Source organism: Microbacterium sp. lyk4-40-TSB-66, assembly GCF_030209475.1.
Lineage (GTDB): Bacteria > Actinomycetota > Actinomycetes > Actinomycetales > Microbacteriaceae > Microbacterium.
This window is the reverse complement of the sequence record NZ_JARVRW010000004.1, coordinates 196,632-219,609: the sequence shown is the minus strand read 5'-3', so window position 1 is coordinate 219,609 and position 22,978 is coordinate 196,632. Positions and strand designations below refer to the sequence as shown.

The following is a 22,978-nucleotide window of genomic DNA, read 5'->3' as shown; positions in this document are numbered from 1 at the left end:
CGCAGACCCGCTCGCCTCGTCGCAACCCATCGATGGTCCGGACCGAAAACGACGAACGCCCCGCGGCCGGAGCCGCGGGGCGTTCGGAGAAGCTACTCAGCGTGCGGCCGAGCCCTCCACGTAGTCGGTGTCCTGCTGCTTCCAGGCGAACAGGCCGCGGAGCTCCTTGCCGGTCGCCTCGATGGGGTGACCCTGCTCCTTCTCGCGGAGCTCGAGGAACTCGGTCGCGCCGTTGTCCTGGTCGTCGATGAAGCGCTTCGCGAACGCGCCCGACTGGATGTCCGCGAGCACGGCCTGCATGCTCGTCTTGACCTCCGGCGAGATGACGCGGGGGCCGGAGACGTAGTCGCCGTACTCGGCGGTGTCCGAGATTGACCAGCGCTGCTTGGCGATGCCGCCCTCCCACATGAGGTCGACGATGAGCTTGAGCTCGTGCAGAACCTCGAAGTAGGCGATCTGGGGCTGGTAACCGGCCTCGACGAGGGTTTCGAAGCCGTACTGCACGAGGTGGCTCATGCCACCGCAGAGAACGGCCTGCTCGCCGAAGAGGTCGGTCTCGGTCTCTTCGGTGAAGGTCGTCTTGATGACGCCGGCGCGGGTGCCGCCGATGGCCTTCGCGTAGGAGAGGGCGGTGTCCCAGGCCGAGCCCGAGGCGTCGCTCTCGACGGCGATGATGTCGGGGATGCCGCGGCCGGCGACGTACTCGCGACGCACCGTGTGGCCGGGGGCCTTGGGGGCGACGAGGATCACGTCGACACCCTCGGGTGCGTCGATGTAGCCGAAGCGGATGTTGAAGCCGTGCGCGAAGGCGAGCGTCTTGCCCTCGGTGAGCTTGTCCTTGATCGAGTCGGCGAAGATCGACCGCTGGTGCTGGTCGGGCGCGAGGATCATGATGAGGTCGGCCCACTCGGCCGCGTCGGCGACGTTCTTGACCTCGAAGCCGTCTTCCTGCGCCTTGGCGGCCGACTTGGAGCCGTCCTTGAGGGCGATGACGACCTCGACGCCGGAGTCGCGCAGGTTCTGCGCGTGGGCGTGACCCTGCGAGCCGTAGCCGACGATCGCGACCTTCTTGCTCTGGATGATCGAGAGGTCGGCGTCGTCGTCGTAGAAGATCTCTGCCATGAGGATGTTTCTCCTTGAGTCGGGTCCCGCGGCGAGTCGTGGGGACCGGGGGTTTGTGGGACGTGTGGGGTTCAGGGCGTCGGGCCCTTCGACAGGCTCAGGGACCGACGTTGTTCAGGGCGTCGGGCCCTTCGACAGGCTCAGGGACCGACGTTGTTCGGGGCGTCGGGGTCAGCCGCGCAGGACGCGTTCGGTGATGCTCTTGCCGCCGCGGCCGACGGCGAGCAGGCCCGACTGGGCGAGCTCCTTCACCCCGAACGGCTCGATGGCCTTGAGGAACGCGCCGACCTTGCCCGAGTCGCCCGTGATCTCGATGACCATGGCGTCGGGGGCGTAGTCGACGACCGAGGCGCGGAACAGGTTGACCACCTCGACCACGTTCGAGCGCGTGGCGTTGTCGGCGCGCACCTTGACGAGCACGTGCTCGCGCTGGACGGATGCCGCGGGGTCGAGCTCGACGATCTTGATGACGTTGATGAGCTTGTTCAGCTGCTTGGTCACCTGCTCGAGCGGCAGACCTTCGACGTCGACGACGACCGTGATGCGCGAGAGTCCGGGTACCTCGGTCACACCGACCGCGAGGGATTCGATGTTGAAGCCGCGCCGCGCGAACAGGCCCGCGACGCGGGTGAGCAGACCGGGTTTGTCCTCGACGAGGAGGCTCAGAACGTGACGAGACATCTCAGTCCTCCTGCTCGTTGAAGGTGGGCGAGTGGTCGCGCGCGTACTGGACGTAGCTGTTGCTGACGCCCTGCGGCACCATCGGCCACACCATCGCGTCGGCGCTCACGACGAAGTCGATCACGACCGGGCGGTCGTTGGTGTCGAGCGCGAGCTGGATGGCTGCGTCGATCTCTTCTTCCTTCTCGACGCGGATGCCCAGGCACCCGTACGCCTCCGCCAGCTTGACGAAGTCGGGGATGCGACGCGTTCCGTGGCCCGTGTTGAGGTCGGTGTTGGAGTGGCGGCCGTCGAAGAAGAGCGTCTGCCACTGGCGCACCATGCCGAGCGAGGAGTTGTTGATGATCGCGACCTTGATGGGGATGTCGTTGATGACGCAGGTCGCGAGCTCCTGGTTGGTCATCTGGAAGCATCCGTCGCCGTCGATCGCCCACACCGCGCGCTCGGGCTGGGCCACCTTCGCGCCCATGGCCGCGGGAACCGCGTAGCCCATGGTGCCGGCGCCGCCCGAGTTCAGCCAGGCGTTGGGGCGCTCGTACTTGATGAACTGCGCCGCCCACATCTGGTGCTGGCCGACTCCCGACGCGTAGACGCCCTCGGGTCCGGTCATCTCGCCGATGCGCTGGATGACGTGCTGCGGCGAGAGGAGACCGTCGGTGGTGGGCGTGTAGCCGAGGGGGAACTCCTCACGCAGTCCGTTCAGGTAGGTCCACCACTCGGTGTAGTCGTGCGTGTTCTCGGCGTCGGCGGTACGGAAGGCGGCCTCGAGGTCGATCAGGACCTCGCGCAGGTCGCCCACGATCGGCACGTCGGCGGTGCGGATCTTGGAGATCTCGGCGGGGTCGATGTCGACGTGCACCACCTGCGCGTTCGGGGCGAAGAGAGCCGCCTTGCCGGTGACGCGGTCGTCGAAGCGGGCGCCGAGCGAGACGATGAGGTCGCTCTCCTGCAGGGCGAGCACAGCCGGAACGGTGCCGTGCATGCCGGGCATGCCGAGGTGCTGTTCGTGCGAGTCGGGGAAGGCTCCCCGCGCCATCAGCGTCGTGACCACGGGAGCGCCCGTCGCCTCGGCGAGCACCTTGAGCTCGGCCGACGCGTTCGAGCGGATCGCGCCGCCACCGACGTAGAGGACCGGCTTCTTGGCCGTGGTCAGCAGCTGGGCCGCAGCCTGGATCTGCTTGCCGTGCGCCTTGGTCACCGGGCGGTACCCGGGCAGGTCGATCTTGGGCGGCCACACGAAGGGGGCCTCGGCCTGCTGCGCGTCCTTCGTGATGTCGACGAGGACGGGACCCGGGCGACCGGTCGAGGCGATCTCGAACGCCGCGGCGATGGCGCCGGGGATCTCGTCGGCCGACTTCACCAGGAACGAGTGCTTCGTGATCGGCATCGTGATGCCGACGATGTCGGCCTCCTGGAAGGCGTCGGTGCCCATGAGGGTGGAGAACACCTGGCCGGTGATGCACACCAGCGGCACGGAGTCCATGTAGGCGTCGGCGATCGCGGTGACGAGGTTGGTCGCACCGGGACCGGACGTGGCGATGGCCACGCCGACGCGTCCGGAGGCCGCGGCGTACCCCTCGGCCGCGTGGCCGGCACCCTGTTCGTGGCGCACGAGGATGTGGCGGACGTGCTCGTCGTCCATCAGCGGGTCGTAGACGGGCATGATCGCACCGCCCGGCAGACCGAACACGTCGGTCACACCCAGCAGGTCGAGCGAGCGGACGACCGCCTGAGCCCCCGTCATGACGGGCGCCGGTGCGGTGCGGGCGGGCGGCCGGGGAATGGCCGCGGTGGGGGAATCGATGGACATGGGAGTACCTCGAGAACCAGAGAAGGTGAGAAGGGGGACGGCCGTCAGCCCGTGACAGCGCCCTCCGCGGCGGAGTGCACGAGCTTGGAGTACTTGGCCAGAACGCCACGGGTATAGCGCGGGGGAAGCGGTTCCCAGCCTTCGCGGCGGGAACTCAGCTCGGCGTCATCGACGATCAAGTCGAGAGTGCGAGCGGCGATATCGACCCGTATCAGATCACCATCGCGCACGAAGGCGATAGGACCTGCGTCCACCGCTTCGGGAGCTATGTGGCCGATGCAGAGGCCGGTTGTGCCGCCTGAGAATCGACCGTCCGTCAAGAGTAGTACATCTTTTCCGAGCCCCGCGCCCTTGATGGCCGCCGTGATGGCGAGCATCTCGCGCATGCCCGGACCACCCTTGGGGCCCTCGTAACGGATGACGACGACGTCGCCGGCCTGGATCTGCCCCGCCTCAAGGGCGTCCATGGCGGCGCGCTCGCGCTCGAAGACGCGGGCCGGTCCTTGGAAGACGTTCCCGTCGAAGCCCGCCGACTTCACGACCGCACCCTCGGGGGCCATCGAGCCGTGCAGGATCGTGATGCCGCCGGTCGCGTGGATCGGGTTGTCGAAGGTGTGGATGACCGTGCCGTCGATGGGGTCGGGGTTCAGATCCGCGAGGTTCTCGGCGAGCGTCTTCCCCGTGACGGTGAGCGCGTCGCCGTGCAGGAGTCCCTCGTCGAGCATGGCCTTCATGATGACCGGGATGCCGCCCTGGCGGTCGACGTCGTTCATGACGTACTTGCCGAAGGGCTTCATGTCGGCGACGTGCGGCGTCTTGTCGCCGATGCGGTTGAAGTCGTGAAGCGACAGCTCCACCTCGGCCTCGCGTGCGATGGCGAGCAGGTGCAGCACGACGTTCGTCGAGCCGCCGAGTGCCATGGCGAGGGCGATGGCGTTCTCGAACGCCTCTTTGGTGAGGATGTCGCGGGTCGTGATCCCCTGGCGCAGCAGGTTGACGACGGCCTCGCCCGAGCGGTGTGCGAAGTAGTCGCGACGACGGTCGGCGGACGGCGGGGCGGCGGAGCCGGGGAGGCTGAGACCGAGCGCCTCGGCCACCGACGCCATCGTGTTGGCCGTGTACATGCCACCGCACGCGCCCTCGCCCGGGGCGAAGGAGCACTCGATGCGCTTGAGGTCGGCCTCGCTCATGCGACCCGCGAGGCACGCACCGACGCCCTCGAAGGAGTCGATGATCGTGATCTCCTTCTCGGTACCGTCGGAGAGCTTGACCCACCCGGGGGCGATGGAGCCGGCGTAGAGGAAGACGCTGGAGAGATCGAGTCGGGCGGATGCCATGAGCATGCCGGGGATCGACTTGTCGCAGCCGGCGAGCAGGACGGAGCCGTCGAGACGTTCGGCCATCATGACGGTCTCGACGCTGTCGGCGATGACCTCACGTGAGACGAGGGAGAAGTGCATGCCCTCGTGGCCCATCGAGATGCCGTCGGAGACGGAGATGGTGCCGAACTGCAGCGGGTAGCCGCCGCCGGAGTGCACACCCTCTTTCGCGCCCTGCGCGAGGCGGTCGAGGCTCAGGTTGCAGGGAGTGATCTCGTTCCAGCTCGACGCGATGCCGATCTGGGGCTTGTCCCAGTCGTCGTCACCCATGCCGACGCCGCGGAGCATGCCGCGCGAGGTCGTGGCTTCGATGCCATCGGTGATGACGCGACTGCGGGGCTTGATGTCGAACTCGCCGGTGTTCGGATTCTGCGGTGCGGGCATCCTCGAAGTCTATTGCGCACGCACGTCCCCCCGATGCGCCACAGGCGATGAACGGCGGATTAATCGCCGTGTGCAGGAGGGCTCGACACTGCGGCCGCAGGCCGAGGCCGATCAGGCGCCGTGCGCACGGCGCAGGCGCGCCACGTCTTCCAGCACGGCGACGAACGCGGCGATGTCGTCGACACGCAGGGTCGCCGCCGTCTCTCCCCCTCCGACCCGGACGCCCAGGTCCTGCGGCCCCAGGGAGCGCAGGGCGTCTTCATCGGTGACGTCGTCGCCGGCGAACAGGACGGCCGAGGCCCCGACGCGCTCCCGCAGGCGCGCGACAGCGGAGTCCTTGCCCTCGTGGCGGAACGCGAACTCGAGGATGTCGTGCCCCGTGCGACGCCGCCACGAGGGCGCCTCGGTACCGACCAGTGCGTCGACGAGGTCGCGGGCGGCCCGGGCGGTCGCGGCATCCGCGGTGCGCGTGTGCACGCCGAGCCCGTACTCCTTCGGCTCGATCCACACGCCGTCCATCTCACCGGTCCCGGCCGTCGCCTCCCGCTGCAGGTGATCCCGCAGCGCGAGATCGGCGGAGTCGTCGGGGGTCTCCTCGACGCCGACGCCGGGCACCCAGAACTGCGCGCCGTGCGAGCCCGCGAGCCACACCGGCGAGTCGTCGGCGTGCTCGGAGATCTCCCGCAGGTGGCCGAGCGAGCGGCCCGAGACCAGCGCGACGACGGTGCGCGGCAGCGCCGCGAGCTCATCGACGGCCGCGCGTGCCTCCGGCGTCATGCGCGCCGACATCGGCTCATCGACCAGCGGCGACAGTGTGCCGTCGAAGTCGAGGGCGATGAGAAGGGTGTCGGTGGTGGCGACGGCCTCGACCGTCGCGTCGGCCGCGGTCATTCGGCATCCGTCTCATCGTCGTCGGTGTCCGCCTCGACCTCGGCGGCCGCCGCACGGGAGGAGCGGTCGTGGAACGCCGACAGCGCCTCGAGGAAACCGCGCGACCAGTCCTCGACGTCGTGTTCGCGGACGCGCCGCCGCAGGGTGCGCATACGGCGGCCCTGCTCGGCCGCGGGCATGTCGACCGCGCGGATCACGGCATCCTTCAATCCGTCGATGTCGTGCGGGTTGATGAGCAGCGCGCTGCCCATCTCGTCGGCGGCCCCGGCGAACTCGCTCAGCACGAGGACGCCGCGGTTGTCGATACGGCTCGCGACGTATTCCTTGGCGACGAGGTTCATGCCGTCGCGCAGGGCCGTGACGAGCATGACGTCGGCGGCCAGGAAGAGCGCCACCATCTCTTCGCGCGGATACGACTGGTGGAGGTAGCGGATCGCGGTGTGCGTGGTGGTGTCGTAGTCGCCGTTGATGCGCCCGACCGTCATCTCGATCTCGTCGCGCAGCTGCATGTAGGCGTCGACGCGCTCGCGACTCGGGCTCGCGACCTGCACGAGAGTGGCGTCCTCGACTGTCGCGCGGCCGTCCTCGAGCAGCTCGCCCCACGCCTTCAGGCGGTGGCGGATGCCCTTGGTGTAGTCGAGTCGATCGACGCCGAGCAGGATCTTGCGGGGGTTGCCGAGGCCCTCGCGGATCTCCTTGGCGCGCTGCTGGATGTCGGGCCGCTGGGCCAGTTCGATGTACGACTCCGCGTCGATCGAGATGGGGAACGCCTTCGCCAGGGCGACGCGCGTGCCGCCCTCGGCGTCGGGCACCAGGATGCCGCTGGCCTTGGTCTCGTAGCGCAGCTGGCGACGGACGGCCCGGGCGAAGTTGCCCGCGTCGGCCACGCGCTGGAAGCCGATGACGTCGGCGCCGAGCAGCCCCTCGAGCACCTGCTTGCGCCACGGCAGCTGCGAGTAGAGGCCGTAGGCGGGGAACGGGATGTGGTGGAAGTACCCGATGGTGACGTCGGGGCGAAGCTCCCGCAGGAGTTTCGGCACGAGCTGCAGCTGGTAATCCTGCACCCAGACGATCCCACCCTCGGCCGCGACCGCCGCGGCCGCGTCGGCGAAGCGCTTGTTGACCTTGACGTAGGCGTCCCACCACGCGCGCTTGTAGGTGGGCGGCGAGATCACGTCGTGGTACAGCGGCCAGATGGTGTCGTTCGAGAAACCCTCGTAGTAGAGCTGCACGTCGGCGGCGGAGAGCGTGACGGGAACGAGGTGCATGTCGTCGAACTCGAACGGCTCGACGTCGACGTCGGCCTGGCCGGCCCACCCCACCCATGCGCCGTCGGCACTGCGCATGACCGGTTCGAGAGCGGTCACGAGTCCGCCCGGCGAACGCCGCCACCCTTCTCCATCGGGGGTGCGGTCGACGGGCAGTCGGTTCGCGACGACGACGAAATCGGCCTGGGTCACAGGTCCTCCTCGGGGATCGTCCTCAGGCTAACAGCGGGCCCGATCCGGGTTCGGGGGCTGGACTCCGGCGCGAGGAACGCTCGACCCCGGCCGACACGCCTCGATGAGCCGTGTCGCGTCGCCTGTCGCGTTCGTCGAGACGGCAGCGGGCAGGTGTCAAGGAGGCGGCGACGATCGACCGCGCATCGGTAGGTTGGGCGCATGCGGCAGTACATCTTCGGAACCGGTCTCCTCAGCGCCATCACCGGCGGCGTCACGCTCCTGCGCGGACTCAAGAACGACGAGCCGTTCACCTGGCGGACCGCCCTGGCGTGGCTGAGCTGGGGGATCACCCTCGCTCTCGCCGTCGGCGCCGTCGTCGACACGCGTCGCGCCCGCCGCGGACGGGTGATCGCGGGCGACTCCCCCGTCCAGAAGAAGCAGGGCAAGCTGCTGAAGAAGCGCCTCGGGCGCTGAGCCCCTCCCCCACCGGACGTCATCGGATGCCGCGACCCCGAGGTCGCGGCATCCGTCTTTCCGGGGCCGGCTCTAGCGGGTGAGGATCAGCGCGTCGCCCTGACCGCCTCCGCCGCACAGCGCCACCGCCGCCGTGCCGCCGCCCCGGCGGACGAGTTCGTGAACCGCATGCACGACGAGCCGGTTGCCGGAAGCTCCGATGGGGTGGCCGATAGCGATGCCGCCGCCGTGCGGGTTGACGACGGCGTCGGAGAGGCCGAGCTCGGACTGCGACCGCGCGACCACCGCGCCGAAGGCCTCGTTGATCTCGACGATGTCGAGGTCGGATGCGGCGATCCCCTGCTTCTCGAGCGCCTTCTCGATCGCACGCGCAGGCTGGGCGTGCAGGGAGTTGTCGGGTCCGGCGACCTGACCCGAGGCTCCGACCACAGCGAGCACGTCCCAGCCGTGCTCCTGTGCGACGGCACGGGTCGTGACGACCACGGCGGAGGCACCGTCGGAGATCTGCGAGGCGTTCCCCGCGGTGATCGAACCGTCCGCGGCGAAGGCCGGGCGGAGCTTCGCGAGTGTCTCCACCGTGGTGTCGGGACGAATGCCCTCGTCAGCGGTGACGGAGACGGGATCACCCTTGCGTTGCGGGATCGACACCGGCACGATCTCGGCGTCGAACACCCCGGCGGCCTGCGCCGCCGCGGCACGCTGGTGCGAGCGGGCGGCGACGGCATCCTGGGCTTCCCGGGTGACCTCGTACCGGGCGTTCGCGCGCTCGGTCGAGGCGCCCATGCTCTCGCGGTCGTAGGCGTCGGTCAATCCGTCGAAGGCCATGTGGTCGATGACCTCGATGGAGCCGTAGGCGTAACCCTCGCGCGAATTCATGAGCAGGTGCGGGGCGCGGGTCATGGATTCCATGCCGGCTGCGACGACCACCGTCGCATCGCCGAGGCGCAGCATGCGCGCCGCATCGATGACGGCGGTGAGTCCCGACAGGCAGACCTTGTTGATGGTGGCGCTGTGCACCTCCCAGCCGATGCCCGCCTCGATCGCGGCCTGGCGCGCGGCGTTTTGCCCGGCTCCCGCCTGAAGCACCTGACCCACGAGTACGGCGTCGACGGCATCGGCGGGGATGCCGCCACGCTCGAGTGCCCCGCGGATGGCGACCGCGCCGAGCTGCACCGCGGTGAGCGGGGCGAGCTGCCCCTTGAGCCGGCCCTGCGGTGTGCGGGCGGCGGCCACGATGACGATGTCTTTCTCGGCGCTCATGCGTTCTCGATCTCCTCGGTGAGTCTCACGGTCAGCGGGGGCTCGGTGGCATCCCGCACCTCGTCGACGCCGACGCCCGGGGCGAGCTCGACGAGCACGAGTCCATCCTCCGTCACGTCGATGACGGCGAGGTCGGTGATGATGCGATCGACCACTCCGCGTCCGGTGAGCGGCAGCGAGCACCGGTCGACGATCTTGGGCGAGCCGTCTCTGGCGACGTGCTCCATGAGCACGACCACGCGGGCGGCGCCGTGCACGAGGTCCATCGCGCCGCCGGGACCTTTGACCATCTTCCCCGGGATCATCCAGTTGGCCAGGTCTCCGGATGCCGACACCTGCATCGCCCCGAGGATGGCGGCGTCGATCTTGCCGCCGCGGATCATCCCGAAGCTCAGCGCCGAATCGAAGAAGGCGGCCCCGGGAAGGGTCGTCACGGTCTCTTTGCCGGCGTTGATGAGATCGGCGTCCACCGCGTCGTCGGACGGGTAGGGACCGACGCCGAGGATGCCGTTCTCGGACTGGAGGACGACGGTCACGCCGTCCGGCACGTGGTTCGGGACGAGGGTGGGCAGGCCGATGCCGAGGTTGACGTAGGAGCCGTCGGCGAGCTCACGTGCGGCGCGGGCGGCCATCTCGGTGCGGGACAGAACCATCAGCGGGTCTCCTCACTCACGGTGCGCTTCTCGATGCGCTTGGGGATGTCGGGGCCGACCTCGACCATGCGGTGCACGAAGACTCCCGGCAGGTGAACGGCATCCGGATCGATATCACCCGGCTCGACGAGGTGCTCGACCTGCACGATGCAGGTGCGACCCGCCATCGCCGCGAGCGGATTGAAGCTGCGGGCGGCCTTGCGGAAGACGAGATTGCCGTGGCGGTCGCCCTTCCAGGCGTGCACGAGGGCGAAGTCCGTGGTGATCGCCTCTTCCAAGACGAACTCGCGGGGCTCACCCCGTACGTCGAAGCTCCGGACGTCTTTCGCGGGCGACGCCACGGCGACACCTCCATTGCCGTCGTATCGGCGGGGCAGTCCCCCCTCGGCGACCTGCGTGCCCACGCCGGTCTGCGTGTAGAACGCGGCGATGCCCGCGCCGCCCGCGCGCAGCTTCTCGGCCAGCGTGCCCTGCGGGGTGAGCTCGAGCTCGAGTTCGCCCGAGAGGAACTGTCGCTCGAACTCCTTGTTCTCGCCGACGTACGAGGAGGTCATCTTGCGGATGCGGCCGGCCCCGAGAAGGATCCCGAGCCCCCAGTCGTCGACCCCGCAGTTGTTGGACACGACGGAGAGATCGCGCGTGCCCTGTGCGAGCAGCGCCTCGATGAGGGCGATGGGATTTCCGGAGAGGCCGAAGCCTCCCACGGCGAGCGAGGCTCCGTCGGGGATGTCGGCGACGGCGTCGGCCGCCGACGGCCAGGTCTTGTCGATCACGCGCACTCCTTCGAACAGCGGTGATCCCATGCTGCGGCGTCTCGTGCGAGCGCACGCAGCCTCGTCTTGCGATGTGGATGTCACGGCTTGTAGCGTCCACATCGTGGACAGCTCATCCGGATCGACCCCGCGTGCCGGCGTCCCCGGCGCCCAGGTCATCGCCCGAGCGGCTCACCTGCTGCGCTTGGTCACCGCCGCGGGCGACGCCGGCGCGAGCGTGGGCGATCTCGCGCGCGACGCCGATCTGACCCGCCCCACGGTTCACCGCCTGCTCACCGCGCTGCGCGCGGAGGGACTCGTCGACCGCGACGATGCCTCCGGACGGTGGCTGCCGGGTCCGGAGCTGTATCTCATGGGGAGCGTCGCGGCATCCCGATTCGACGTCACCGCCACCGCGCGCGACATCGTGCGCTCGCTCGCCGTGCGGACGGAGGAGAGCGCCTTCCTCTCGGTGCGGCGCGGCGACGAGACCGTCTGCCTGGTGCGCGAGGACGGGAGCTTCCCCATCCGCTCCTTCGTCCTGTCGGAGGGGGTGCGGTTCCCGCTCGGCGTCGCATCGGCGGGGTTGGCGATCCTCGCGTTCCTCCCGCCCCAGGATGTGGACGCGTATCTGGAACGGCATCCGGAATTGGCGGAGCGATGGGGGGCGTCGCACTCCCCCGGACGCCTGCGCACGCGCATCGCCGATACGAAGGCCCGCGGGTATGCGGTCAATCCGGGGCTCATCGTCGAAGGCAGCTGGGGCCTGGGCGCGGCGGTGTTCACGCGCTCCGGCGATCCGCAGTGGGCGTTGAGTCTGACGGGAGTCGAGTTCCGTTTCGGCGGCGAGCGGCTCGCCGAGCTGGGGCGCGTCCTCCTCGCGCACGCGCATCAGTTGTCGATGCGGATCGCCGCGCGGCCGTGACATCGCCTGTTTCGATACCTTAGGTATATACCTGCGGTATGCTTTTCTCATGACCCGCGACGACGACCTGCAGAGACTCCTGCTCGCGGTGCACGCCCTCACGCGCATCGCGGCCCTCGACACCCAGAACGACGCCTCGGCGGCGCAGTGGCGCACGCTGACGCTCCTGCGCGATCACGGCCCGCAGCGCCTCGGCGACCTCGCCACGCTGAGCCGGGTGACCCAGCCCGGCATGACGCGGCTCGTACGCCAGATGGAGGCCGCGGGCCTCGTCGAGCGCGCCGCCGACCCCACCGACTCCCGGGTCAGCGTGATCCGCGCGACCGGGCGGGGCCTGGACGCCCTCGCCGGATGGTTCGAGCAGTTCCGCGCCGCACTCGCGCCGCACGTCGCCGACCTGTCGAAGGCGGAATGGGATGCCGTCGGCGCGGCCGCCTCGGCCCTCTCACTGCGCGTGGGCCTCGCGCCCGCCGCACCCCTCACCCGCGAACACGAGACCCACGAACTGAAGGAGGTCGTCCGGTGACCGCCGACACCGCAGCACCCCGCATCTGGAAGCAGCCCGCACAGGTGTGGGCCGTCGCGTTCGCCTGCGTGGTGGCGTTCATGGGCATCGGGCTCGTCGACCCCATCCTCCCCGCGATCGCCGAATCACTGCAGGCGACCCCTGTCGAGACCGAGCTGCTGTTCACGAGCTACCTCGTGGTCACGGGTCTCGCGATGCTCGTGACGAGCTGGATCTCGAGCCGGATCGGGGCGAAGGCCACGCTCCTGGTGGGGCTCGCTCTCATCGTGGTGTTCGCGCTCCTGTGCGCCCTCAGCGGCAGCGTCGACGCCATCATCGGCTTCCGCGCCGGGTGGGGACTCGGCAATGCGCTGTTCATCTCCACGGCGCTCGCGACGATCGTCGGGGCGGCGTCGGGGGGCAGCTCCGCGGCGATCATCCTGTACGAAGCGGCTCTCGGTCTCGGCATCGCGGTGGGACCCCTGCTGGGCGGCATCCTGGGCGAGATCAGCTGGCGAGGACCGTTCTTCGGTGTCGTCGCACTCATGGCCATCGCGTTCGTCGCCGTCATGCTGTTGCTGCGCGGGCCCACTCCCGAGCGCACGCCACTGGCGTTCAGCGCACCGTTCCACGCCCTGGGTCGGCCCGCGCTGGCGATCCTCGCCGCGACGGCGCTGTTCTACAACATCGGCTTCTTCACGCTGCTGGCCTTCTCGCCCTTCCCGCTCGGCTTCGGGGCGATGGGCATCGGGCTGACGTTCTTCGGGTGGGGTCTGGGCCTGGCGATCACCAGCGTCTGGGTCGCGCCGTTGCTGCTACGGCGTCTGCGCTTGACGACGGTCCTGCTGATCGCCCTGCCGCTGCTCGCGGTCGATCTCGTCGTCGCCGCGTTCGTCGTGTCGTCGGCCGCCGCGCTGGTCGCCTGCATCGTGGTCGGCGGGCTCGTGCTCGGCGTGATCAACACCGCACTCACCGAGGCGGTCATGGAGGCGACCGACCTGCCGCGTTCGGTGGCATCGTCGGCGTACTCCGCCGTGCGGTTCCTCGGCGGCGCCGTCGCTCCCCCGCTCGCAGCCCTCCTGTGGCACGCCTTCAACGCGGGCGTTCCGTACATCATGGCGGCCGCATCGGTCGTGATCGCGAGCCTGTGCATCCTGTTCGGACGCCGTCTGCTCGCCCACATCGACGGAGCGCACCCGGATGCCGCCGACGAGGGCGCCGCGGTGCTGGTGGGCGACGCCGCATGACGCGGTAGTCACGGAGCCGCTGGTGAGGCGCCGGATGTCGACACGCGATCGGAGACCGATCGGGCGCGGCATCCGGCGCCTCATCGTCGGAGCGTCAGCCCCAGATCGCGGCCAGTCGCTCGGCCGTGGGGACCGGGGCGATCTCGTCGAGGTCGTCGAGCGTCATGGGCTCGAGCTTGCTGAACCCACGATCGCCCTTCGTGCTCTCCGAGGCCTCGACCTCGGAGAACGAGTACGACGGAGAGACACTGCCGGCGACGGTGGAGGTGTCCATCGCGAGGTCGGACCAGGTTCCGTGCAGGGAGTTCGCCGCGAGCACGGGCTGACCGCCCTCGTAGACGGGGTAGCGCTGCTGGCTGGTCTTGCCGCCGACCACGAGGGTGTTGCGGATCTCGCCGCCGTTGTTGCTCCCCGCGATGATGCCCTGGTTGGACGATGCGAAGACGGCGGAGTCCTCGATGACGATGTCGGTCATCGTGCCCTTGCCCGAAGTCGTCACGAACTGGATCGTGTCCGTGTGGGCGTTCGAGCCGCGAGCCTTGTAGTGCGGCGCGGCGTACAGGCCCGAGAACGTCAGACCGTCGATGTTGTAGCCGTCGGCCGACTTCACCTCCATGCGGTCGTACCCGGCGCCGGCCACCGCTTCGGTGCCCGCCACGACCTCGACCACGTCTGCATCACGCACGCCGCGGCCGCCGTTGGCGGTCACGAGGAGCGTGCCGACCGTGGTGTACCCGAAGCCGAACGACTCGACGTTGCGCAGCATGACCGACGTGTCACCCATGTCGATGCCGACGATCGACACACCGCGCACTCCGACGAAGGCGATGCCCTTGTCTCCGGCCGTCTTGACCGTGCCGATGCCGTCGCAGGCGTCCACGAGGATGCGCGAGGCGCGGTTGGCGTTTCCGACGTCCTGGAGGACGCCCTTGGCGCTGGAACCCGAGCCGTTACCGCCCGTGAGGGTGCCCGGCGAGACGCAGATCACCACGTCGTCCGAGGTCTTGGCCTCGGCGGCGATCGCCGCGGAGATCGCGGCCCAGGTGGGGTTCACCTTCACCACGCGCGCCTCACCGGCACGGGGGGTGTTCTCGGGCCAGTGGGTGCCGTCGGGGCCGACGGCGCTGACGGGTCCGGCGGGGTCGGGCTCCGGCGCGGCCGGCTCGACCGGGGTCGGCGTCGGTGCGGGCTCGGTCGGCTCCGGCTCGGTCGGCTCGACCGGCGACTCGGAACCGGACTCGAGGTCGGGCTCGGCGGTGAAGGCGATGTCGACGAGGCCGCTCGAGGTCTGCCCGTTGGTGGGGAACCCGGCGGCGGCCTTGTACACGCCGGCCTTCGCGGGCGTGACGATGCCGTTGGTCGTCTTCGCCTCGGCGAAGTAGTTCTCGATGGCCGGGATGCGGCCGTCGTTGTCGAGCACGCTGACGGTGTACGAGACGTCCGCGTCGAGATCCAGCGCGATCGGGACGGTTCGCCAACCGACCGCGGCGACCGGATTGACCGGCGCCTGGGCCAGGAGCACCCCCGTCGACGACCAGACCGAGGCACTGACCACGCCCGAGTTGGGGGCGTTCTGGTAGAAGCGGACGGCCGACAGGGCGCCCGACTCCGCCGGCGAGAAGGTGAATCCGACCTCGAGCGGACCGGGGACGGGCATTGCGGCGATCTGCGGTCGCGCGCTATCGGGGAGGAGTCCGACGGGCCCGGCGACGGCGGCGACGCTGGGCGTCGCATTTCCGGTGACGAGCGCGGCAGCGACGACGGCGGTGGTGAGGATCAGTGTGCGTCGGTGGCGGGCGGACGAACGGGACGGAACACCGGAGGCGGCGTTGAGTTCCATGGGCGCATTGTGCTTTCGGCTCGAGCTCAGGGTGCGCATTGTTTCTTTAACGCCCCGCGGCGGGTGCAAATGTGAGTACCGCTGCGGCGCAGCAAAACCGACCTTATACCCGCACCATTACGGGTGGATTAAGAATGGACCGCACGGAGGTCCTCATTCGAGCCGTCGAAGGTGTCGCGCGAACCTACCGAGGGTGAATACCGTCGAAACGACCCCGCCGTTCTGGGGGCGCCCAGTAAGTGTGGTGGAGAGGTGCCACCCCGCGATCGGTGCTCTTCCCGCGGCAGGACGCCCGAGACGCTATTGACACCACCTTCTCGCAGGCCACAAGATAGCGGTAACCGGGTCAATGCGTCGTGAAAGCGAGTGCATTAGCGACACCCGGCGATCCGTCTGCGACTTCCGCAGAACGTTCTTGGGGAATCGACCGAGCGTTCGGCCCGACGGGTGCGCCGACTGCGCCAACGTATCGAAAACTCCTCCGGTGCGCGTGCGTCGCTGAAGCAATTCACCCGCCCTGTCTGCTGAATTCAACCCCTCGGCAAACCAGGTTGTTTCCCCGCGGCGCGTGCCGAGGTTCCCGGTCGTGAGGGAATTCCCTCCCGGTTCCTCACCGATGCCGCTCCGCCGCCGAGGCGACTACCGGGTAACGGAACCAGTAGTCGCGCACTGCGGATCATCGTCGCCACAGCGGGATCGCCGGCGCAGCGCGCGCTAGACATGGTTGTCGGGTGCCCGCGCCCCACGGGGGGAGACGCCGTCGAGGAAGACGGAGTCCGTGGTCGGGGCGGGGGCACCCACCATCAGCGAAGCGAGGGGACGACGATGCTCATCGGAGAGCCATCGATAGGACGCGTACTGCGGTGGGCGCAAGCGCGCCTCGACCGCCCCACGCTGTGCGCCTACGGGACTCGTGGCGAGATGTCGGAACCCCGGTGCGAGATGATCGTCACCGCGCGGGTCTCGGGGGACGCCGGTCATCCGGGTTACTGCTCTCACGCGCACGACGCTCTGGCGCAACAGGCTCAGGTTCTGTAGGCGACCCCGGACGACCCCGCCCGAGGCCCTCGCGAGGCGGGCTCGTGGACAACGGCAGCCCGCGCGGCGCGTTGATCGACCGGTCGGTCGCACCCGTGAACGACGGAAGCCCGGCGTCTCATCTCACGATGAGAGACCGGGCTTCTCGAGTGGTGCACCCCCTGGGACTTGAACCCAGAACCCACTGATTAAGAGTCAGTTGCTCTGCCGATTGAGCTAGAGGTGCATTCCGTTTCGGACCGAAACTCACGTTCCGAACCGAGGGATTACGTTACCAGGCGTGACGCGGGCGCGCCAAATCGGCCGCCGGTCGACCGTATCCTTGAGCCGTGTCCCCGATCGAAGCGACGCCTCCGACCCTCACCGACGACCTCGCCCTCGCCCTGCGCCTGGCCGACGCCGCCGACGCCGTATCGATGCGCCGCTTCGACGCGGCAGACCTCCGCATCGACACCAAACCCGACCGCACGCACGTGACCGAGGCCGACCTCGAGACCGAGCGCGCGATCCGCGCGATCCTCGATGCCGAGAGGCCCGACGACGCCGTTCTGGGCGAGGAGTACGGCTCGTCCGGCGACACGTCCCGCCGGTGGGTCATCGACCCCATCGACGGCACGCACAACTACATGCGCGGGATCCCGGTGTGGGCGACGCTGATCGCCCTCTCCGTCGACGGCGTGCCCCAGGTCGGCGTCGTGAGCCAGCCCGCCATCGGACGCCGCTGGTGGGCCGCAGTCGGTCACGGCGCCTGGACGACCACGGCATCGGGTGAAACGCGCGGCATCCGGGTGTCCGGCGTGGGTGAGGTCGGTGCTTCGAGCATCAGCTTCCAGAGCATCCAGCAGTGGGACGGAGTCGAGCTCGTGCCCGCGCTCGAACGTCTGGCGCGCGCGGTCTGGCGCGATCGTGCCTACGGCGACGCGCTGCCGTACATGTGGCTCGCCGAGGGCCGGCTGGAACTCGTCGCCGAGTTCGACGTGAAGGAGTACGACATCGCCGCGATCGCCCCGATCGTGCGCGAAGCCGGCGGCCGGTTCACCGCCTTCGACGGCTCCGACCGTCTCGACGCGGGATCGTCGTTCGCGACCAACGGCGTCCTGCACGACGATTTCTTCGCCCTCCTGCACGGCGAGGACCCGCGGTGACGGGCGGGCGTCGGCGCGCCGCGTGGGCGGCGGCTGGAGGGCTCCTGGCCGCCGTGCTGCTCACCGCCTGTACGGGCCCCGCCCCCGAGACCGCACCCAGTGTCGCCGAGTCGGCGGCGGGCCCGACGATCGCGGCCCCGGAGACGACGGCGACAGCCGCATCCGAGACGCCCGACCCCACATGCGAGAACATCATCCCGCAGGCGACCGCCGACGACTTCACGAGCATCGGGTGGGTCACGCAGCAGGAGCCCTTCCGCATCGGAGCGATCGCGCTCGAGGACGGCATCCAGTGCAAGTGGGGCGATCAGAAGATCGCTTCCGACCGCGTACAGATCTTCGGATGGGCGCCGATCGACGCCGCGACCGCAGCCACGGCCCAGAAGGAGCTCGTCGCCTCCGGCTGGAAGGTCGAGGTCGACGACGACGGCACCTACGTCACCGAGAACCCCGAGTGGCTCGGTGGCCGCGGGGTCGATGGATACGGCCTGACATACCTGTTCGGTGACGGGTTCGTGAAGCTCGCGGACACCCGGCAGAGCCTGATCCTCGTCGACACCCCGCGCTGACCCGCGACGCGACCGCTCCCCCGCTGCAGCCGTGCGGGTCAGCGGTACGGATTCACCGCCGCAGCATTCCGGGCCGCGGCGAATCCCTCGTCCCACGCGTCGCCGCGCGCCTCGACGGCGCGCCACAGTTCGTCGGCGCGCAGCACGCGCGCCGCGAAAGCGACCCACTCGCTCCAGCCCGCCGTGATTCCGGATGCCGCGTCCACGGCGTCTCCTCGGGGAACCGCGGTCCACGTGGAGGCGTCGGGCGTGGGCGCGAGGTGGAAGGGGCCGACGTCGATGCGGAGCGCGCGAGGGTCAGGCATCCTCCGACGCTAGACGCCGCCCACGGGGCCGGACAAGCGCTGCACGGACACGAAGGCAGCGCCCGCTCGCGTAGGCTCGGTCGTCGTGGCTATCGGCTCGACCATTCACACCTTCACGGTGCAGCTCTCCGACGTCGATCGCGGCGTCTACGACGAGCTGCAGCTGCGGGTCGCACGGCATCCGTCCGAGACCGCGCCCTACATGCTCACCCGGGTGCTCGCCTACTGCCTCGAGTACGAGGAGGGCATCGCCTTCAGCGAGGGCGTCGCAGCCACCGACGAGCCGGCCGTCATGGTGAAGGACCTCACCGGGGCGCTCGTGGCGTGGATCGAGGTCGGTGCACCGGATGCCGCACGCCTGCACACCGGGAGCATGAAAGCCGAACGCGTCGCCGTCTACACCCACCGCGACCCCGACAAGGTGTCGGCGGCCTGGGCGGGCAAGCGCATCCACCGCGCCGACGAGGTGCTCCTGCACAGCTTCGACCCCGGCTTCATCGAGCGTGTCGCCGGGGGTCTCGAGCGCCGCAGCACCGCCACGCTGACCCGCACCGAGAATCGCGTCTACCTCGAACTCAACGACATCTCGGGCGAGAGCGACATACACACCCGCAGCGCGGGCTGAGGGACCCGGCCGCCGGTGCGGTCGACGACGAGGCCGCTCGGCTTCGCCACCGATCCCTCGACGCGCCGTTCCAGGCTCCGCCCGCGAGAACGGACCGCGGTCACGCGAAGAAGCCCCCGCCCCCGCCGAAACGGGCGGGAGCGGGGGCTTCTTCGTGCAACTCTTCGTGACAACGGCTCGTGGAGCTGGGGGGAATCGAACCCCCGTCCAACGCTGGGTCTCCGCGTTTTCTCCGGGCGCAGTCTGTGCAGACGTTCTGCTCGGCTCCGACCTTTGTCACAGACACCTAAGTCGACGAGCCCAGCCTGGGAAAAGTCCCGCGTGACGTCCAGACGCCGTCACACAGCAAGACCCCTAAATGACGCCAGATTCCGTGGCGGGGTCACACACGGTCTGACGGACTATCGGGCTCGCTTACGCAGCGAGGGCGAAGTCAGTGCGCTTAGCATCGGCACTTATTGTTTTGCAGGGAGCGTTTACGAGATAACCCCACATCCTCGGCCCGCTTCTCGCGGGTTCGCAGGCGCTGTCGAAACCGATCAGCCCCGGGAACTCCGTGAAGGAGCGGCCGTTGTCACGCTGTTGAGTTGCCAACTCGGATGCCGGAACACCCGAGCCTCCTACTCTACAACGGTTCGCGGAGTGCCATGATTCCCATCCCTGGCTCCCGGACGCCCGTCCCGTAGGCTCCCTTGCATGAGCGACGTCGTCATCACCGTCCGAGGCGAGAGCAACTCGCGCGTCCGCGCCGAAGAGGCGGCGGTGCGCGTCACCGTCTCCACCGACGGCCCCACGCGCGGCCCCGTCGTCGAGCGGGCGCAGGAGCGTGCATCGACCGTGCAGGACGGCCTGGTCGCACACCTCCGCTCCGGAGAGGTGTCGGAGTGGTCGAGCGCCCGCGTCTCGGTGTGGTCTGACCGCCCGTGGAACAACGACGGTGCGCAGCTCCCCCTCGTGCACCACGCCAGCGTCGAACTGTCGGCGACCTTCACCGACGCCGGCGCCCTGTCGTGGTGGCTCGGCGACGTCGCCGAGTCCGACGACGTGCAGGTCACGGCGGTCGAGTGGCGCCTCTCCCCCGACACCCGCGCCCGGGTGGAGCGAGAGGTCGCGGCAGAAGCCGTTCACGTGGCCGTCGAGCGCGCCACGGCCTACGCCGACGCCCTGGGCCTCGCATCGGTCGCCGCCGTCGAGATCGCCGACGTCGGACTGCTCGGCGGTCGCCCCGACTCGCCGTCGCCGATGGGCGCACGTCTGATGGCCGCCCGCGCCGACGCCGGCCCGTCGTTCAGCCTGCAGCCGCCCGAGATCGAGGTGACGTCGGTGGTGGAGGGACGCTTCCGCGCGGAGTGACCCGCCCGGCCTGAGACCCCGATGGCGCCCCTCGAAGGACCGTCAGTCGCCCAGCCGGTTCTTCGTCCGCATGGCACGCTCCGCCTCGCGCTTGTCTTCGCGCTCACGGATCGTCTGACGCTTCTCGAACTCGCGCTTACCCTTCGCCACGGCGATCTCGACCTTGGCGCGACCGTCGAGGAAGTACAGCCGCAACGGCACGAGGGTGTACCCGCCCGCTGAGACGGCGTGGGAGAGCTTGATGATCTCCTCTTTGTGGAGCAGCAGCTTGCGGGTGCGCTTGGCGGAGTGATTCGTCCAGTGCCCCTGCGAGTACTCGGGGATGTGCACCGCGTCGAGGAATGCCTGTCCGCCGTCGATGTAGGCGTAGCCGTCGGTGAGGTTCGCGCGACCCTGCCGCAGCGACTTCACCTCGGTACCGGTCAGGATCAGACCGGCCTCGTAGGTCTTCTCGATGGCGTAGTCGTGACGCGCCTTCTTGTTGGACGCGATGAGCTTTTCACCCTGCTCACGAGGCATGGTGCCACCTCCTCATGATCATGGGCACACAGAGCCTTACAGTTTACCCCACGCTCAGGTGCGCAGCCACCGCCGGATGGCGAAGCTGGCGCTGAGGGCGGCGAGGATCACGCCGACGACGACGATGACGGGGATGACGACGGCGACGTCGCCGACATCGACCCACGATGTGATGAACCCGATGCGATCGCGCAGGTACTGGTTCACTCCCACGCCGACGATCGCCCAGACCGCGACGCTCGCGAGTGCCGAACCGACCAGGGCGGCGAGCACGCCCTCGACGACGAACGGTGTCTGGATGAAGCGGTTGGACGCCCCCACGAGCCGCATGATGCCCAGCTCTCGTCGACGCGCGAACGCCGACAGGCGGATGGTGGTGGCGATCAGCAGCACCGCGGCGATCAGCATGAGACCGGCGATGCCGACGGCGACGTAGGTCGCGACCGTCAGTGCCTGGAACAACGGCTCGAGGTACTGCAGCTGGTCTTGGACGTCCTCGACACCCGCCTGGCCGCTGAACGCCTCGGTGATCACATCCGACTGACGCTGATCCACCAGGTTGATGCTGAAGGTCGCGTTGAACTGGTCGGCTGTGACGACTCCGAGGATGTCCTCCGGCAACTGCTGCTGGGCGTCGGCGAACACCTCGTCGCTCGTCTGGAACGTGTAGTCGCGGATGAGCGGCGCGAGCGCCTGCCCATCGAGCGTCGCCTTGACGTCGTCGATCTGCTGCTGCGTCGCCGGCTCCCCCGCATTGCAGGTCGGCACGTTCGACGAGGACGCGCACATGAACACCGCCACCTGGGCGCGGTCGGCCCAGTACGACTGCATCTTGCCGATCTGCATCTGCATGAGCATCGCCGCACCGACGAAGGTCAGCGAGACGAAGGTGACGAGGATGACCGAGATCACCATCGACGCGTTGCGGCGGAGACCCGTGAAGGCCTCCGACAGGATGAGCCCCAACCTCATGACGTGGGCCCCACTTCGTCGTTGCTGTCCGTCTTCTTGCCGAGGCCCAGACGGTCGGCGAGGCCGAGCTCGTCGACCTGGGGGGTCGTGACCGGGATGAACCCCGTGTTCGTCCCCGGCTCGCGCGGCTGCCGGGTGGGCTCGTCGGCGGCGTCAGCCGTCGCCGTCGCTGCCGCCGCATCGGGGGCGGCTCCCGCCACCCGTTCCGCACGCGGTGCGGGCTCGGCATCCGGAGTCTGTTCCGCACGCGGTGCCGGTGCGGGATCCGTCGTCGGGAGCGGCTGCAGGGGGCCCGTGCGGCCCGTGACCTCGCGCTGCACCTCGAGCACCGCCGAGAGGGCGGCGACGGCGGCCGCGCCCTTCTCGACCTCGGGGGTCAGACGCGGGATGCTGGCGGTGTCGCCGTAGCCGCCTCCGCGCTCATCGCGCACCATCTCGCCACCGCTGAGCTCGATCACCCGCCGTTGCATCTGGTCGACGAAGCCGGCCTCGTGCGTGGCCATGACGACGGTCGTGCCGCCGGCGTTGATGCGCGCGAGCAGGCGCATGATGTCGGTGGAGGTGCCGGGGTCGAGGTTTCCGGTCGGCTCGTCGGCGAGCAGTACCTGGGGGCGGTTGACCAGGGCGCGCGCGATGGCGACACGCTGCTGCTCCCCACCCGACAACTCGTGCGGCAGACGCTTCTCTTTGCCGTCGAGGCCGACGAGGGCGAGCACCTCGGGAACGGCCTGCTGGATGAACCCGCGCGACGACCCGGTCACCTGCAGCGTGAACGCCACGTTCTGGAACACGGTCTTGTTCGGCAGCAACCGGAAGTCCTGGAAGACCGAGCCGATCTCGCGGCGGAAGTAGGGCACCTTGCGGTTGGACAGGGTGCGGAGGTCCCGACCGAGCACGACCACGCGCCCCTCGCTGGGCGTCTCGGCGCGCAGGATCAGCTGCAGGCACGACGACTTACCCGACCCCGAAGCGCCCACGAGGAAGACGAACTCCCCGCGCTGCACTTCGAAGTCGACGGCGCTGAGGGCGGGCTTCGCGGTGCCGCGATACCGCTTGGTGACGTTTTCGAACCGGATCATGGCTCGAT

At 69.3% G+C, this 22,978-nt stretch carries 22 protein-coding genes, 1 tRNA gene and 1 other RNA gene; 8 read left to right on the top strand and 16 right to left on the bottom strand.

What is annotated here, in order from left to right:
- Window positions 1-96: 96 nt before the first annotated feature.
- The 6 genes from ilvC to QRO03_RS08570 form a co-directional block, all read right to left on the bottom strand.
- Window positions 97-1,122 (bottom strand): ketol-acid reductoisomerase, encoded by a 1,026-nt coding sequence (ilvC, locus tag QRO03_RS08595; RefSeq protein WP_285137101.1) that lies wholly within the window; start codon window positions 1,120-1,122, stop codon window positions 97-99.
- Between the two features lie 171 nt (window positions 1,123-1,293).
- Complete coding sequence (gene ilvN / locus QRO03_RS08590) at window positions 1,294-1,803, bottom strand: acetolactate synthase small subunit (RefSeq protein WP_055953948.1); 510 nt, start codon at window positions 1,801-1,803, stop codon at window positions 1,294-1,296.
- A gap of 1 nt (window position 1,804) precedes the next feature.
- Window positions 1,805-3,613, bottom strand: a complete 1,809-nt coding sequence (locus tag QRO03_RS08585) for an acetolactate synthase large subunit (protein ID WP_285137100.1) — start codon at window positions 3,611-3,613, stop codon at window positions 1,805-1,807.
- A gap of 44 nt (window positions 3,614-3,657) precedes the next feature.
- Entirely contained in the window at window positions 3,658-5,376 is a 1,719-nt protein-coding gene (gene ilvD / locus QRO03_RS08580; RefSeq protein WP_285137099.1) for a dihydroxy-acid dehydratase, read from the bottom strand.
- A 111-nt stretch (window positions 5,377-5,487) separates the two neighbouring features.
- The gene (gene otsB, locus QRO03_RS08575) at window positions 5,488-6,267 is read right to left on the bottom strand and encodes a trehalose-phosphatase (RefSeq protein WP_285137098.1); all 780 of its coding nucleotides are present in this window, start codon (window positions 6,265-6,267) and stop codon (window positions 5,488-5,490) included.
- A complete protein-coding gene (locus QRO03_RS08570) occupies window positions 6,264-7,727 on the bottom strand; it encodes an alpha,alpha-trehalose-phosphate synthase (UDP-forming) (RefSeq protein ID WP_285137097.1) in 1,464 nt (487 codons plus the stop codon). The genes otsB and QRO03_RS08570 overlap by 4 nt, the downstream gene beginning before the upstream one ends.
- 201 nt (window positions 7,728-7,928) lie before the next feature.
- Here QRO03_RS08570 and QRO03_RS08565 point away from each other — a divergent pair, with 201 nt between their 5' ends.
- Complete coding sequence (locus tag QRO03_RS08565; RefSeq protein ID WP_285137096.1) at window positions 7,929-8,183, top strand: hypothetical protein; 255 nt, start codon at window positions 7,929-7,931, stop codon at window positions 8,181-8,183.
- Between the two features lie 72 nt (window positions 8,184-8,255).
- Here the strand turns inward: QRO03_RS08565 and QRO03_RS08560 are convergent, their stop codons facing one another.
- Genes QRO03_RS08560 through QRO03_RS08550 form a run of 3 tightly spaced genes read right to left on the bottom strand, consistent with a single transcriptional unit; the run spans window position 8,256 to window position 10,869 of the window.
- Window positions 8,256-9,443 carry an acetyl-CoA C-acetyltransferase gene (locus QRO03_RS08560; protein ID WP_285137095.1) on the bottom strand — a complete coding sequence of 396 codons (1,188 nt, stop codon included), beginning with the start codon at window positions 9,441-9,443 and terminating at the stop codon, window positions 8,256-8,258.
- Window positions 9,440-10,096 (bottom strand): 3-oxoacid CoA-transferase subunit B, encoded by a 657-nt coding sequence (locus QRO03_RS08555; RefSeq protein WP_285137094.1) that lies wholly within the window; start codon window positions 10,094-10,096, stop codon window positions 9,440-9,442. The genes QRO03_RS08560 and QRO03_RS08555 overlap by 4 nt, the downstream gene beginning before the upstream one ends.
- On the bottom strand, window positions 10,096-10,869 hold the full coding sequence (locus QRO03_RS08550) for a CoA transferase subunit A (protein WP_285137093.1): 774 nt from the start codon (window positions 10,867-10,869) through the stop codon (window positions 10,096-10,098). Before QRO03_RS08550 ends, QRO03_RS08555 begins: the two co-directional genes overlap by 1 nt.
- Window positions 10,870-10,972: 103 nt before the next feature.
- On the opposite strand from QRO03_RS08550, the gene QRO03_RS08545 reads away from it, so the two are divergent.
- Genes QRO03_RS08545 through QRO03_RS08535 form a run of 3 tightly spaced genes read left to right on the top strand, consistent with a single transcriptional unit; the run spans window position 10,973 to window position 13,525 of the window.
- Entirely contained in the window at window positions 10,973-11,773 is an 801-nt protein-coding gene (locus QRO03_RS08545) for an IclR family transcriptional regulator (protein WP_285137092.1), read from the top strand.
- A 49-nt stretch (window positions 11,774-11,822) separates the two neighbouring features.
- Complete coding sequence (locus QRO03_RS08540) at window positions 11,823-12,299, top strand: MarR family winged helix-turn-helix transcriptional regulator (protein WP_285137091.1); 477 nt, start codon at window positions 11,823-11,825, stop codon at window positions 12,297-12,299.
- The gene (locus QRO03_RS08535; RefSeq protein WP_285137090.1) at window positions 12,296-13,525 is read left to right on the top strand and encodes an MFS transporter; all 1,230 of its coding nucleotides are present in this window, start codon (window positions 12,296-12,298) and stop codon (window positions 13,523-13,525) included. Before QRO03_RS08540 ends, QRO03_RS08535 begins: the two co-directional genes overlap by 4 nt.
- Before the next feature lie 94 nt (window positions 13,526-13,619).
- Here the strand turns inward: QRO03_RS08535 and QRO03_RS08530 are convergent, their stop codons facing one another.
- The gene (locus QRO03_RS08530; protein WP_285137089.1) at window positions 13,620-15,365 is read right to left on the bottom strand and encodes a DUF4082 domain-containing protein; all 1,746 of its coding nucleotides are present in this window, start codon (window positions 15,363-15,365) and stop codon (window positions 13,620-13,622) included.
- A 1,188-nt stretch (window positions 15,366-16,553) separates the two neighbouring features.
- A tRNA-Lys gene (locus tag QRO03_RS08525) sits at window positions 16,554-16,629 on the bottom strand.
- 112 nt (window positions 16,630-16,741) lie between these two features.
- On the opposite strand from QRO03_RS08525, the gene QRO03_RS08520 reads away from it, so the two are divergent.
- Together QRO03_RS08520 and QRO03_RS08515 are read left to right on the top strand one after the other, a co-directional pair.
- Window positions 16,742-17,548 (top strand): inositol monophosphatase family protein, encoded by an 807-nt coding sequence (locus QRO03_RS08520; RefSeq protein ID WP_502883023.1) that lies wholly within the window; start codon window positions 16,742-16,744, stop codon window positions 17,546-17,548.
- Window positions 17,545-18,117, top strand: a complete 573-nt coding sequence (locus tag QRO03_RS08515) for a hypothetical protein (protein WP_285137087.1) — start codon at window positions 17,545-17,547, stop codon at window positions 18,115-18,117. Before QRO03_RS08520 ends, QRO03_RS08515 begins: the two co-directional genes overlap by 4 nt.
- Before the next feature lie 38 nt (window positions 18,118-18,155).
- Here the strand turns inward: QRO03_RS08515 and QRO03_RS08510 are convergent, their stop codons facing one another.
- Complete coding sequence (locus QRO03_RS08510; RefSeq protein WP_285137086.1) at window positions 18,156-18,422, bottom strand: hypothetical protein; 267 nt, start codon at window positions 18,420-18,422, stop codon at window positions 18,156-18,158.
- A gap of 85 nt (window positions 18,423-18,507) precedes the next feature.
- Between QRO03_RS08510 and QRO03_RS08505 the strand changes: the two genes are divergently transcribed.
- On the top strand, window positions 18,508-19,047 hold the full coding sequence (locus QRO03_RS08505; protein WP_285137085.1) for a YaeQ family protein: 540 nt from the start codon (window positions 18,508-18,510) through the stop codon (window positions 19,045-19,047).
- A gap of 177 nt (window positions 19,048-19,224) precedes the next feature.
- Here QRO03_RS08505 and ssrA read toward each other — a convergent pair.
- Window positions 19,225-19,594: a transfer-messenger RNA gene (gene ssrA, locus QRO03_RS08500) on the bottom strand.
- A 149-nt stretch (window positions 19,595-19,743) separates the two neighbouring features.
- On the opposite strand from ssrA, the gene QRO03_RS08495 reads away from it, so the two are divergent.
- Window positions 19,744-20,400 (top strand): SIMPL domain-containing protein, encoded by a 657-nt coding sequence (locus QRO03_RS08495; RefSeq protein WP_285137084.1) that lies wholly within the window; start codon window positions 19,744-19,746, stop codon window positions 20,398-20,400.
- Between the two features lie 42 nt (window positions 20,401-20,442).
- Here QRO03_RS08495 and smpB read toward each other — a convergent pair whose 3' ends face one another.
- Genes smpB through ftsE form a run of 3 tightly spaced genes read right to left on the bottom strand, consistent with a single transcriptional unit; the run spans window position 20,443 to window position 22,970 of the window.
- Entirely contained in the window at window positions 20,443-20,919 is a 477-nt protein-coding gene (gene smpB / locus QRO03_RS08490; protein WP_055953901.1) for an SsrA-binding protein SmpB, read from the bottom strand.
- A gap of 54 nt (window positions 20,920-20,973) precedes the next feature.
- Entirely contained in the window at window positions 20,974-21,891 is a 918-nt protein-coding gene (gene ftsX / locus QRO03_RS08485) for a permease-like cell division protein FtsX (protein WP_285137083.1), read from the bottom strand.
- A complete protein-coding gene (ftsE, locus tag QRO03_RS08480; protein WP_285137082.1) occupies window positions 21,888-22,970 on the bottom strand; it encodes a cell division ATP-binding protein FtsE in 1,083 nt (360 codons plus the stop codon). The genes ftsX and ftsE overlap by 4 nt, the downstream gene beginning before the upstream one ends.
- Window positions 22,971-22,978 lie beyond the last annotated feature (8 nt).

Bases quoted from the DNA above. Each gene is read 5' to 3' on its own strand.
- ilvC (WP_285137101.1), bottom strand. From the start codon at position 1,122: ATGGCAGAGATCTTCTACGACGACGACGCCGACCTCTCGATCATCCAG.
- ilvN (WP_055953948.1), bottom strand. From the start codon at position 1,803: ATGTCTCGTCACGTTCTGAGCCTCCTCGTCGAGGACAAACCCGGTCTG.
- QRO03_RS08585 (WP_285137100.1), bottom strand. From the start codon at position 3,613: ATGTCCATCGATTCCCCCACCGCGGCCATTCCCCGGCCGCCCGCCCGC.
- ilvD (WP_285137099.1), bottom strand. From the start codon at position 5,376: ATGCCCGCACCGCAGAATCCGAACACCGGCGAGTTCGACATCAAGCCC.
- otsB (WP_285137098.1), bottom strand. From the start codon at position 6,267: ATGACCGCGGCCGACGCGACGGTCGAGGCCGTCGCCACCACCGACACC.
- QRO03_RS08565 (WP_285137096.1), top strand. From the start codon at position 7,929: ATGCGGCAGTACATCTTCGGAACCGGTCTCCTCAGCGCCATCACCGGC.
- QRO03_RS08560 (WP_285137095.1), bottom strand. From the start codon at position 9,443: ATGAGCGCCGAGAAAGACATCGTCATCGTGGCCGCCGCCCGCACACCG.
- QRO03_RS08555 (WP_285137094.1), bottom strand. From the start codon at position 10,096: ATGGTTCTGTCCCGCACCGAGATGGCCGCCCGCGCCGCACGTGAGCTC.
- QRO03_RS08540 (WP_285137091.1), top strand. From the start codon at position 11,823: ATGACCCGCGACGACGACCTGCAGAGACTCCTGCTCGCGGTGCACGCC.
- QRO03_RS08530 (WP_285137089.1), bottom strand. From the start codon at position 15,365: ATGGAACTCAACGCCGCCTCCGGTGTTCCGTCCCGTTCGTCCGCCCGC.
- QRO03_RS08510 (WP_285137086.1), bottom strand. From the start codon at position 18,422: ATGCCTGACCCTCGCGCGCTCCGCATCGACGTCGGCCCCTTCCACCTC.
- QRO03_RS08495 (WP_285137084.1), top strand. From the start codon at position 19,744: ATGAGCGACGTCGTCATCACCGTCCGAGGCGAGAGCAACTCGCGCGTC.
- smpB (WP_055953901.1), bottom strand. From the start codon at position 20,919: ATGCCTCGTGAGCAGGGTGAAAAGCTCATCGCGTCCAACAAGAAGGCG.
- ftsX (WP_285137083.1), bottom strand. From the start codon at position 21,891: ATGAGGTTGGGGCTCATCCTGTCGGAGGCCTTCACGGGTCTCCGCCGC.
- ftsE (WP_285137082.1), bottom strand. From the start codon at position 22,970: ATGATCCGGTTCGAAAACGTCACCAAGCGGTATCGCGGCACCGCGAAG.